General features: G+C 50.4%; 9 protein-coding genes. 8 read left to right on the forward strand and 1 reads right to left on the reverse strand.

Features of this window, described 5'->3' with window-relative positions:
* Positions 1–4: 4 nt before the first annotated feature.
* The 8 genes from ABJL60_RS02025 (at position 5) to ABJL60_RS02060 (ending at position 10718) form a co-directional block, all read left to right on the forward strand.
* A complete protein-coding gene (locus ABJL60_RS02025; RefSeq protein ID WP_348373952.1) occupies positions 5–2590 on the forward strand; it encodes an ATP-binding protein in 2586 nt (861 codons plus the stop codon).
* 124 nt (positions 2591–2714) lie between these two features.
* A complete protein-coding gene (locus tag ABJL60_RS02030; protein WP_348373951.1) occupies positions 2715–4139 on the forward strand; it encodes a biotin/lipoyl-binding protein in 1425 nt (474 codons plus the stop codon).
* Between the two features lie 280 nt (positions 4140–4419).
* Positions 4420–5709, forward strand: a complete 1290-nt coding sequence (locus tag ABJL60_RS02035; protein ID WP_348376558.1) for a glycosyltransferase — start codon at positions 4420–4422, stop codon at positions 5707–5709.
* 170 nt (positions 5710–5879) lie between these two features.
* Complete coding sequence (locus ABJL60_RS02040; RefSeq protein ID WP_348289337.1) at positions 5880–7319, forward strand: mannose-1-phosphate guanylyltransferase/mannose-6-phosphate isomerase; 1440 nt, start codon at positions 5880–5882, stop codon at positions 7317–7319.
* A gap of 211 nt (positions 7320–7530) precedes the next feature.
* Complete coding sequence (locus ABJL60_RS02045; RefSeq protein ID WP_348289335.1) at positions 7531–8103, forward strand: hypothetical protein; 573 nt, start codon at positions 7531–7533, stop codon at positions 8101–8103.
* Complete coding sequence (locus ABJL60_RS02050) at positions 8067–8945, forward strand: nucleotide sugar dehydrogenase (RefSeq protein ID WP_348289333.1); 879 nt, start codon at positions 8067–8069, stop codon at positions 8943–8945. Before ABJL60_RS02045 ends, ABJL60_RS02050 begins: the two co-directional genes overlap by 37 nt.
* 42 nt (positions 8946–8987) lie before the next feature.
* The gene (locus ABJL60_RS02055) at positions 8988–9146 is read left to right on the forward strand and encodes a hypothetical protein (RefSeq protein ID WP_348289331.1); all 159 of its coding nucleotides are present in this window, start codon (positions 8988–8990) and stop codon (positions 9144–9146) included.
* 96 nt (positions 9147–9242) lie between these two features.
* Positions 9243–10718, forward strand: coding sequence for a hypothetical protein (locus tag ABJL60_RS02060; protein WP_348373949.1), 1476 nt, complete (start codon positions 9243–9245; stop codon positions 10716–10718).
* A 22-nt stretch (positions 10719–10740) separates the two neighbouring features.
* Here the strand turns inward: ABJL60_RS02060 and ABJL60_RS02065 are convergent, their stop codons facing one another.
* Complete coding sequence (locus ABJL60_RS02065) at positions 10741–11520, reverse strand: response regulator transcription factor (RefSeq protein WP_348373948.1); 780 nt, start codon at positions 11518–11520, stop codon at positions 10741–10743.
* Between the last annotated feature and the right edge of the window lie 1208 nt (positions 11521–12728).

Raw genomic sequence — 12728 nt, forward strand, 5'->3', positions numbered from 1 at the left:
CTGGATGCCCAATGCGCCTGGAAAGACCTTGGTCGTGTTTGACAAGAAAGACAAATTGCGGCGTTTTTGGCCGCTTGCGATCATTCTGATTGGAATCGTTGTGCTGGCGGCGTTGGCTTTGGGCATTGCCCAACGTATGAACCAACTTCGCGGAGCGCCTGGTGACAATCTGACATGGACCTTGTCGCAAGTCGAAGTTGATGTGTTGGTTTTGATGGATGAATCCTTGTTGGCCGCGCAGTCGGAGACCAAGGATGTAAGCGAAATTCGCCGCCGATTTGATAATCTTTACAGCCGTACCAGTACTTTGCGTGACGCACCTGTTTTCGCTGAGATACGCAGGGATAGCGTTTTTAACGAACAACTCGTAACGCTTGAACGCTGTATGTTAAAGCTGACAGAGATCATTGACGGGACGGATGCAAACCTTGTGGCCAACTTGCAGCCATTGATTTCTGATCTAAGGCGCATTCGCGATGAAGCACACGCAATCGCATTGACGGGTATCGGTTTGCGATCCCAAGCCGCGGACGCTGAACGCGCAACGCTCGTCCGTTTGCTGCTTGCAGCAGCGGTGATCAGCCTTGCCACGATCCTTTTCCTGTGCTTCGTTTTATTCGTGATTGTGCGCCAATACCGTCTGCGCCATGAGGCATCAAAGGCTGTTGCGCACGCCAATGCCCGTTTGAAATCGACTTTTGATGTTTCATTGGACGCGATTGTTGTTGCGAATGCCGATGGCATAATTTTGGAATTCAACGAGGCCGCCGAAACCGTTTTTGGATACAATGCCGCCGAGGCGGTGGGGCAGGACATGTCAGAAATGATCGTTCCGGAGCATCTGCGCGACGCCCATATCGCCGGAATGGAACGGTTTAACAGAACCAAAGAACCGCATTTGGTTGGCAAAGGGCGAATAGAAATAACGGCGCTTCGTAAATCGGGCGAAGAGTTTCCTGTGGAAATCTCGATTGGCATGGCCTCTGACCATCGTGGCACAATCTTTATATCGTATCTGCGCGATATTACCGAACGTGTGGCTGCCGAAGAGAACCTGAAAGCCGCGCGCGACGAAGCGCTTGCTGCGGAAAAGGCAAAATCGAACTTCTTGGCCGTTATGAGCCATGAAATGCGTACCCCTTTGAACGGCATCTTTGGCACGCTTGAATTGCTAGGCAATTCCAAGATCACCATAAAGCAACGCAGTTATCTTGATATTGCAAAACGCTCGGGCGACATTTTACTGCACCACGTCAATGACGTCCTTGATATTTCCCGAATGGATGCGGCCAAAATGGAATTGGTCGAAGACAGCTTTGACCTTGGCCAGTTCTTTTCAGACGTGATTACCGAGAATGAAGCAACGGCTGAAGGGCAGGGAAATACGCTCAAAATTGATCTCAAAAAAATGCCTAAGAATGCGGTTCTTTTAGATGAACGCCGTATGCGCCAAGTGACCTACAACCTTATCAGCAACGCGTTGAAATTTACGACAGACGGTATCGTCACACTGCACGCGAACACATCCATTGATCACGATGGCCAGTCGCTTCTGGAGTTTTCGGTCACGGACACCGGTGTTGGAATTCGCACCGAAGATCAAGCCCATGTTTTTGACCGGTTCTATACGCAAGAACGGTCCTATGACCGTTTCGCATCTGGCGCTGGTCTGGGTCTTGCGATTTGCAAACAGCTGGTCGACATGATGGGAGGTTCCATTTCGCTGCAAAGTCAGGTCGGGATTGGGTCGACATTCACGGTCACCATACCCTTCAAATCCGACACCTTGGCCAAACCGGTAGCACAGATAACTGAACCCAAGGTCGATATGTCCGCGTTGAAGGGCAAAGAGATACTTTTGGTGGAAGACAACGAAATCAACCGGTTTATCGTGCATGAAATGCTAAAGGCCAACGGCTTGATCGTGTACGAAGCACACAACGGACAAGAAGCCGTCGACCTTGCAAATATGCGCCAATATGCAGCCATTTTGATGGATATAAGCATGCCGGTGATGAACGGCGTGGACGCTACTGAAATTATTCGGGCAAACTCCGGTCGCAATCAAAAATCAGAAATAATTGGTCTGACGGCCCATGCACTGGCCGACGAACAAGCTCGGTTTCTTGCTGCCGGAATGAACACAGTCCTAAGCAAACCCATTTCGCAATCGACGTTGCTGGGTGCGTTACTGATGGCGGTTCAAGGCGACAATTTGTACCAATATTCAAATGGGCCCACACACACCGGTCAAGCAATTGATGAAAGTACCTTTTCGGATTTGGAAAACCTGCTGAAGCCTGCGAAACTTCAGAAACTCGTGTCAGACTACCAAGCCGAAATTTCAGCGCTTATTGGCGAGATCCCTCACCTGATAAAGGAAAATGATATGGCTACTTTGGCAGAGAAGACCCACAAATCCATCGGGTCGTCTGGCATGATCGGGGCACATCAATTTCAAGCTGTGTTACGCGGTTTGGAACAGGCCGTTAAGTCAGGGAACAGTGATGATGCGCAATATCATGCCAATGCTGTCAAAGCTGCATGGCCAGACACACAAACTGCGTTGAAGGCCAAATTCTATACTTAAGGGTAGGGTGGCCTATGAAAAGGCGCGGAATACTGAACCGCTGCGTCCCCAAATAACTCTGTAAAAATGAATACAAACTTCAAGTGAGAGTCGCCAGCGTGCTTGTATAAACTTGGAGTATGCAATGAACATTCGTCACGAATGTCCAATGCCGGAGCTGTCCTTTTCAGTGGCAGCACCGTTGCATTTACATAAGGAAAACGGCTGCAAATTGATTGCTGACCGTTGGTCTTTGACCGGAGTATGGCTTGCGCCGGATGACGATGATCTTTCTGGTGACATTTATCTTTCGGTTCCCTTTCAAGGCGTGGATGTCTCCTTTCCTGTCGTGCTCAAGGCCACCGATGTGCCGGGGCATTACACTTTTCACAAATTGACCGTTCGCCAACGGGAGACCCTTGGCGCCTTCTATAAGGGTGTTTTGTCCGGCCAAATGGTGTCGACAAACGACATCATAACCAGTCTGGATACGCCCGTTGATCTGGTCCCGATGGGCGAGACGGAACAAGAAGAAACGGCAGGTCAAGCCAAGGCAAAACCGCGCCTGTTGCGGGCTCTTTGGAATGTTGCGTTCTATCTTGCGGGGGCTGCTTTTCTGGTTTTGTTTCTGGGGGGACAAATTTGGCAACGGCTGTCGCATGTTCAGTTGGATGATGCCCGTTTTGTTGCCCCGATCACCGAATACAAAGCGCCTGAAGCAGGGTATCTGACGCGTATCAACGTGGCGGTTGGCGATCAGGTCAAACCAGGCGATATTCTGGCGCACATCGAAGACCCCGACCGCGAAAGCGATGTAGAGGACGTGCGTGCAGAAGTCCTTCTGGCAGAGCGGCGCCTGCGCATTGAACGAAATCGGGTTGCGGAACATCGCCTGAAACGCAAGGCACAACATGCGGCGCTTTTGGCCAGGTTCCAAACGTTGTGGATACCGTGGCGCATCAATGACCGACATGTCTTGGTCTATCCTGACCAGATCGAAATCGCGCGTCTGGCGCTGTACAACTTTGAACACCAACGTGACCCCAATGCGATGGGGTACTTTGATATGCTCGACACGCTTGAGGAAACTGTCACCGAACGGGATTTGGATCTGCGTCGCTGGAAACGCGAATTGCGCCACCGAAAAGCCGCAGCCGACGAATTGGTTGTTCGCGCAAAATTCGAGGGAACTGTGTTCGGGGTGTATGCCCTTAAAGGCAGCTATATTGCACGCGATGACCTTGTTGTTGAAATCGAAGACAACACCCCGCGCATGGCCGTGGGCTGGATCGACGACAGCATGGCCACAACTGTGCATATTGGAATGACTGCAGACATTTCGTATGTTTTTCGTGGCCAAACCAAACACAATCAGGGCCAAGTCATTGACATTCAGGCTGGGACAGACATCGCCCAACCCGACAAATTTGGCATGGTAATAACCATTCAAGCCGATGGTGCAGGCCTGAAAAAGACCCGTAAGTGGTTTCGGCGCAACGCCCCCGCGCGCATCCGATTGAAACGCGGGCTCTTTGCCTCTTGGTTTGAGCGTGACAATGGACGCTCCTAAAACGGTTTATGCATTCGAAAAGCACTTGGATGGATGGTTGCGCAGCCTTTCGGGGCCGTCACCGACTGGATTTGACAAGTGGTCGCCGCACCGGATCGCGCAGTTTACTACCCTATTGGCATTGTTGATTGCGGCGTTGATTTTTTGGCCAAACAGCTTTTTTGAACCCAATCTTATCCACATAACCTTTGCCATGGGATCCCTGGGCATCTGGCGTTTCGGGTGGTGGTTTACCCATGCAGTCCGTGCGGAGATTTTTGCGTGGTCCAGATTCCCCAAAATGCGGGCACGCGTAAATGCTGTTTGGCAAGCGGGCTGGCGACCGCCGCATTTGCACATTCAAATGACCACTTATTTTGAAGAAGCCGCAATCACACGGCGGGTTATCGGATCCATACTTGGGCAAATTAGACGCGAGGGGATTCCCACGACGCTTTGGATTGGGACAGGTTCTTCCTATGATGAAGAAATCATAATAGATTTCGTGCGAACCCACGGTGCTGATGTCGATGCGGAAATCGTTTTCTTGCGCCAAAATCAGCTGGGCAAACGTATGGTAATCGGTATGATTTTGCGCGCGATCAACCGTGCAGGCGTTGGCCCTGATGACCTAGTGATATTTATGGATGGCGACGCGGTGTACAGGATCGGCGTGTTGGAAAAGACCTGTTCAATGTTTGGGGCGGATACTGACCTGCAAGCTTTGACGACAAACGAAGAAGTCATCTGTTACGGCCCGCAATGGATTCAAAACTGGTTGTCGATGCGGTTTGCGCAACGCCGATTGGCAATGCAAAGCCACGCCATGTCAGACAAGGTTCTCACGCTTACCGGCCGCAAGAGCGTTTTTCGCGCCCGCTACATTATCGACGAAAAGTTCATCCGCACAATTGAAGCCGACCACCTTGATCACTGGCTTTGGGGACGCTTTCGGTTTCTGTCAGGCGACGACAAAAGCAGTTGGTACTATCTTTTGTCGATGCATGCCAAAATGACCTACGTGCCCGATGCGTGTGTCTACACGATTGAGCAGATCGAAGGTTCCGGCACTGGCCGTATGGTCCAGAACTTTCGCCGGTGGTCCGGGAACATGTTGCGCAACGGATCACGGACGATTGCGCTTGGTCCCTTCGTGGCAAAGCCGTTCATTTGGTGGTGTCTGGTAGATCAACGCATTGCAATGTGGACGATGCTGGTCAGCCCGGCTTTGGCCATTTTGACACTGTTTATTGAACCACTCTACATCTTGCATTGTGTGATCTGGATTGTTCTGAGCCGTACTTTGCTGTGTTTGTTTCTGTTCCGGTATGCGCGTGCCCCTGACATCACGTGGCCGTTCATTTTGTATTTTAACCAGATCATCAACGCGAGTGTGAAAGTGTATATGATCTTCCACCTCAGCAAGCAGAAATGGGCAAATCGCGGCAATCAAAGTGCAGGTGATGGTACTGCAACACTTGATAAAATCAAAAACGCGACCGCGATGTTCCAATTGATTACATCGGTCATTGGTTTTTTGATCGGCCTGGCAGTGTATATTGAGCTGTTGCCGTTGCCGACGCTGTTTTAAGGCTGAAAATGTTGCAAGGGCCTTCCTATACTTTTGGCTATGTCTGGCATCCCATTGAGCCTTTGAGTGTCCTTGTGGCACCAAGAATTATTTCTGACACACCTTTAAACCTGACCCATAAGCCACGCGATCAACGCGCGGCTGCATGTGAGAGTGTTAGGAATTAACCCATGATCCATCCAGTTATTCTGTGTGGCGGCAGCGGCACCCGTCTTTGGCCTTTGTCACGTAAAAGCTACCCGAAACAATTTTCACAGTTGAACGGCGAAACCAGCTTGTTTGAACAAACGGTCAAACGCGTTCAACGCCCCGGCATTGCCGATCCGATCGTTGTTACACATTCCGACTACCGCTTCATCGCCGCAGAGCAGTTGCAGACGGCGGGGGCCGACGCCCCGACGATTATGATCGAACCCGAAGCACGCAACACAGCACCGGCAATTCTGGCAGCAGCACTGAGCCTGCATGAGCAACCCGATGCTATTATGCTGGTCATGCCGTCCGATCACGCGATTGCGGATGAGGACGCGTTTGATCAAGCTGTTCGCGCCGCAGAACAATCCGCTGAAGCTGGCAAACTGATAACCTTTGGTGTCACACCGGACCGCGCTGAAACCGGGTATGGCTATCTTGAACTGTTTGACCCTATCCTTGGTGCGGTCTCATGTGCGCAACCGCTGAAGGGATTTGTCGAAAAACCAGAGCAAGCCATTGCGGATGAATTTCTAGCGTCACGCCGCCACCTATGGAATGCGGGTATCTTCATGTTCCGGGTCTCTGAAATTCTGGAAGCTTTCGAAGTGCTCTGCCCGCGTTTGATGATGCCAGTACGTCGCGCGGTTGACGGGGCGCGACGCGATCTGGATTTTTTCCGCCTTGATGAGGCTTCGTACAAAATGGCCGACGATATTTCGATCGATTATGCCATTATGGAAATCTGTGAAACTTCGTCTGTGATCCCTCTGGATTGTGGTTGGTCCGACTTGGGAAGTTGGGCATCTGTTTGGAAAACGGGCGATGCCGACGAAAATGGCGTGGTTCAGAATGGAAATACCACGTCTATTGACTGTGAAAACACGCTGCTGCGTTCGGAAACGGACGGCGTGCAACTTGTGGGTATCGGTCTTGACAATATCACTGCGATTGCCACAGGCGACGCAGTTTTGGTCGCGGACATGAGCAAGTCTGAAAACGTCAAAACCGCTGTCAAAATGCTTAAGGCCGAAAAGGTAAAACAGGCCGAGCTGTTCCCGAAAGACCATCGGCCTTGGGGTCATTTTGAAACATTGTCCTTGGGCGACCGCTTTAAAGTCAAGCAGATCGTTGTTCGCCCCGGCGCTGCATTATCCTTGCAAAGCCACGTCCATCGGTCCGAACATTGGATTGTGGTTGCGGGTTCCGCAAAAGTGACCATCGATCACGAGGTGAAACTCGTCTCTGAAAACCAATCTGTATACATCCGGCTTGGTGCAATTCACCGGTTGGAGAATCCCGGAAAAGTACCTTTGCATCTGATCGAAGTGCAAACTGGTGCGTATCTGGGGGAAGATGACATCGTGCGCTACGAGGACATTTATGCCCGCAGCCGTACTGATGACAAAGCTGCATAAACCAAGACCAACAAGCACTCTCACACCACCTTCAGCGGCGTCTTCGGGCGCCGTTTTTTTTGTACAAACTGCATATTTTGACAAGGATATATTGAGCTATGCTAAAGGATAGACCGCGCATACTTCAGGCGTCGAAATTACCCTTTGGCGATATAGAATCAATGAAATCAGTCTCCTACAAAGTGGTTAATCACAAGTTAGGAATGAACATATGTTTGATTTATCGCCACAGTTCATCGACCATCTCTCGGGTCAAACGGCTTTTGCACCACTGCGCGTCATCGATGAAAAACCCTCCATCAGTGTTGTGGGCCTTGGATATGTTGGCGCTGTTTCGACAGCATGTTTGTCCGGCTTGGGTTACAATGTCATCGGCGTCGATATTGATGCTGACAAGGTTGACTGTATCGTCGATGGCAAATCCCCGATTCACGAACAAGATCTTGACCGCTTGTTACGTGAAGGTGTCGACAACGGTTTGGTGGCTGCTACCACAAACCTTGTCCAGGCTGTTGTCGACACCGATGTTACATTTGTATCGGTGGGAACACCCACAGGCCCAGATGGCAGCTGTGATCACAGCTACATCGAAGCTGCTGCCCGTGCCATTGGCGAAGGTTTCAAGCATAAGAACGTTTTTCACGTCATCGTCATGCGTTGCTCTATTCCTCCTGGGGTCACGATGAACGACATGGCCCCCATTATCGAAGAAACATCAGGCAAAATCGCAGGGCTTGATTTTTTGGTGTGTGCTTTAATCCGGAATTCTTACGCGAAGGCGTAGCCGTTGAGGATTTCTACGCGCCGCCAAAGACCGTTATCGGGGCGAACGACGACCGCAGTGCAATGATTATGACGCGCATCTTCGAGGCCGTCGACGAAGCCCCGATCGTGACCTCAATCGAAACGGCCGAGATGGTCAAATACGTTGATAACGTATGGCATGCCACAAAAGTATGTTTTGCCAATGAAGTCGGTCGATTGTGTAAACCCTTGGGTGTCGACAGCCACGACGTGATGGATGTTTTTGTTCAGGACACAAAGCTGAACCTGTCTTCGTATTACCTGAAACCGGGCTTTGCCTTTGGCGGGTCATGCTTGCCCAAAGAGGTCCGCGCTGTTGCGCATATCGCCAAAGAAGCCGGCGTATCGTTGCCAATGATCGAAAGTCTTGGCGTGTCAAACACCACGCATATCGCGCGGGCTATCGAAATGGTGCGCGAGACGGGGGCAAAAACTGTGGGTGTTCTCGGGCTGGCATTTAAGCCTGGAACAGATGACTTGCGTGAAAGTCCTATTCTTGAAGTCATTGCTGCTTTGAATGGCGAAGGTGTGAAGGTGGTTGTTCACGACCCGGCCATTACGCCCGAGACCCCATTGGCGGGCCAGTTGGCATATGTCCGCCATGGCAGTGCTGGTTTGAAGTCTTTGGCGGCAGATTTACCGTCCATGTTGCGCGGCGATTGTTCAGCCGTTGTCGAGGCCGTGGATGCTTTGATCGTCACACATGCCAACGATTTGTACCGCGATACAGTGGCGAATTCCGGTGCGACGCCGGTCATCGATCTGGTCCGTCTTAAGCGCGAGGCTGCGTCGCATCCAAACTACAACGGGATCGGTTGGTAAATCGCTCCTTTCCCTCAACTGTCTACTTTTAATGAGAAAATCATGAACGCAAATCACACGATTAATCAAAGTACAGGCACACATGTGTCTGATGCATTGAATGGCACGGAAGGGGCAGATGTTGTTCTGGGTCTCTCTGGCGACGACACGATCACGTCTGGTGGGGGCGATGATGTGGTGTATGGCGATTTCGCCTCTTAAAATTTGCTGGCTGGCACAGACGGCGCATCTAGTTTTTCGCAATACGAGCAATCAGGCGCATGGCAAGTCCAGGCTGAAGATGGCGGTCACACCAGCATGACACAGGTGATCGACACGCAATTTCGCGAAACATATGAAATCAGTTTTGACCTGGCCGCCAACTACAACGCCCAGTCCCTCAGTGGGGCCGTACAGGTCGTCTGGAACGGAGACGTGATAGACATGTTTGACACCAACAGTGCCAACTTTTCCGACCATACATTTACATTTACATTTGAAGGTGTAGGTGGTTCGGGCGCTCTGACATTTGTTTCCATAGACAGTTCTGACGACACTGCATCAACGGTAAATACCGATGGACCGGCGTTCTATACGCTTCAAGACAAGCAGATCGGCGGCGAAAAAGTTGAGGTAAAAGCTTTTGCTGAAGGTCAGGCCGGCATCTATCAAGTCATTGATGGAACCTTGCAAGTTTTTGATCCTGTCGATGGAACCTACACAGTGTTGGGCAGCGAAGCGACTGTTACAGTCAATGCGATCGGTTTCAATGTGCAAGACAGTTTGATCTACGGGATTGCTGTTGACAACGGGTTCGACAGCTTGGGGAATTCGGTCAACAAGACTGATCTGGTGATGCTGGATGCGGCTGGCAACGGCTACAAGATTGGCGCAACTCCTTACAGATCTTGGATCGGTGATTTTGATGCAAGTGGCAACTTGTGGGCGTTTCAATCGAGTTTGGACCGGATCACTATGATCGATGTGGACAATGTCGATGCCAATGGTGATGTGGCAACCAAAACCTTCAAATTCCCAAAGGAAATGATCACTGATCATCTATGGGATGTTGCGTTTGATGCTGCATCGCAGTGCTTTTCTGGGGTGACGCGCCCGTCCGCAGAAGGTGAAAACGCGACAATGTATATCATCAATGTCTCTGGTGTTGCGGACGGCGGTATGCCGACGTTTGAAGCTTTGGACGTTGTCGGAACAATGATCGACGGGGTGATGCATGCAGGTGTGCCTGCGGTAACGTTCGGGGCCGCCATTCACGACGCAGATGGCAATTTTTACGTTGCAGGCAACCGTGGTGACCACGACATGAACGACACCCTGAACGGCGGCAGCGACAAGGACAAACTGTATGGCGGTACTGGACATGATGTGATCCATGGCGACCAGGGCAGTGACTACATCAACGCAGGGCAGGGCGATGACACCGTTTATGCCGGCGAGGGGCGGGACAAGATCCTGTCTGGGGCCGGATCGGATGAGATTTGGGGGCGCGCGGACACAGACTGGTTCGTGTTCCGCAGTTCAGACGCGACCAACAGTATCGATACGGTACATGACTACACGCATGATGGTGTGGAAAATGACCGCCTCGATCTGCGCAGTTTTGATGTGTTATCTGATGGCGGATCGTCAGCAGACTGGATTGCCGATCACATAACGCAGAATGCCGACAACAGTGTCACACTCGGCTTGGGTGGTATATCCATCATCTTGATTGATCACGCAAACCTGCAAGATCAGTTTTACGATCAGGTTCTGGACGGTTTGCAGCTTTAAGAACAGTGTGGTGGGAGGCGGGTCAGAACAGACCTGCCTCTTTCGCAATCATTGCAGCATGTGTGCGATTTTTGGCTTCAAGTTTGCGGCACATCGTTTTGACATGCAGTTTGATTGTCACTTCCTGCAGCTCGATTTCACGTGCAATTTCCTTGTTGGCCAAACCACGCGTAAGGCATAGCAGCACCTGCATTTCGCGGTCTGTAAGAAGCTCTTTCAGCGGGTGGTCTGCTTCGTTAGCTTCTTGGGTCATGAAATCGATTGGCGCGTATTTTTCGCCCATTGCCATGAATTTGATTGCATTGACCAGCGATTTTGCGGCAATACTTTTCGGCAAAAAACCTGATGCACCACGTTCAAGCGCTTGTTCTGCAATATCTTTGTTTGCAGATCCTGAAATAAGTGCAACGGGCCGCGGGCGCGTAGCCTCGAGAATTTTATCCAAGCCCGCCAGGCCATCCATGCCCGGCATCTCGTAGTCCAGAAGGATCAAATCAAACGGATCATGCGTAGTCAGTGCCTTTTCAACACTTGGAAGATCAGGGGATTGCACAACATGAAACGTCCCATCGCTTTCCAAGAACGCAGCGATCGTTTCCCTTACCAATTCATGGTCGTCGGCTAAAAGAATTCTCACCTTGCCCTCGCCTTGTTGATTACCATGGATACCACCCGAATTTACTTTTTGGAACCTTGTTACCAGTCCAAAGGTTTCGACCTTTTCCGGGTCAAGTTTACGGCCTAACCAATACCTTTCAAAAGTGGTATTTTTTTGAAAATTTTGCAGGCTGTTTTCGTGCATTTGGTTCGCGAGGGGCGGATACTGAATAGACAAAACCCTGTTCGGGTGTTTGGTGCTGCTTCAGCAGACATCACTTGTCTTCAACAACCCCCATTTAATCATAATCTTTACCTTATTACTTTTGACTGAGAGCACCACCTGTCTGGTCACTAGGTTGGGGGGCAATTTTTTCCTGTGAATTGCTACACCCAACATATGACAAATCACTGCGGTTCGCCTCAATAGCCAAGTAAATCATCGGTTTTTCGAATTCAGCTTTTGGCATCTACGGTATCGCGTAAAATTAGGTCACGGTGACCTCGTAAAGGGAGTGTCTTGATCGAAGGCTGTTATCCGTTCCCCTTGTGAATGCGGAAAGCTCTGGAGGATCATATGAGGCTCACTTTTATTCTGGCAGCGGGCTTGATCGCATGTGGCACAGTTGGCGTCGCCCAAGACGGTCCCGGGATTAACCCCAAAGCGAAGCTGTGATAAGAAAATTAAGTCATGTCGAGTCAAAACGCACGTTTCTGATAACGGGAAAGGAATTGTGTGCCGTTGATGGATGCGCACGGCGAACGAGGTCCAAAGGTGCAGAAAAGGTCAACAACACATGCCCAAAGTATAGCTGGCGGGAGATTTTCATTATCGGTGGCTCTTTAAGTTATGCTGTGGGCGATAATGCCAGTACGCTACGCACATACAGTGCGTTCTCTTTGGCAATATCTCTGATTTCAATTGAAAACCGTGTTGCACCTTGATCATGTGATATTGAGCGATTACCGATACTCCATGCTTCCAGTTGACGTGACACACCATGGCGAAAAATTCAATTTGGCGCATTTGCAGCCAAACTTTAAGAATTTTAGTTGACTTTGTATGAATGGCGTGACCGTCAATTTTAGTGCACGGATTAAATTTAGTAATCACTGCGTCAGTGAAGACTACAAAGATACCTCCCCTAATGGGGCACATTGCTTTCAAGATGGAAGAGAGTTTTGTCCTGATAGGCACACATGGTCGTTGGGGGTTTCTGAAATAATCGATGGATTATTCACCAAACCCACCACTACAGTTACATCGACCGCCTGTCTGACGTCAGCGCTTGTGGGTCCAAATAGGGTCAATTGCTAAGAGAGTGTTTGTTGCTCATCGTAGCCACTGAGGAGTGGATGATGAGAAAGACAACGAAGAGCCCTGGCGAGAAGATCGTCAAAGACATCAAGCGC

Source organism: Ascidiaceihabitans sp., assembly GCF_039986515.1.
Taxonomy (GTDB): Bacteria; Pseudomonadota; Alphaproteobacteria; order Rhodobacterales; family Rhodobacteraceae; genus Ascidiaceihabitans.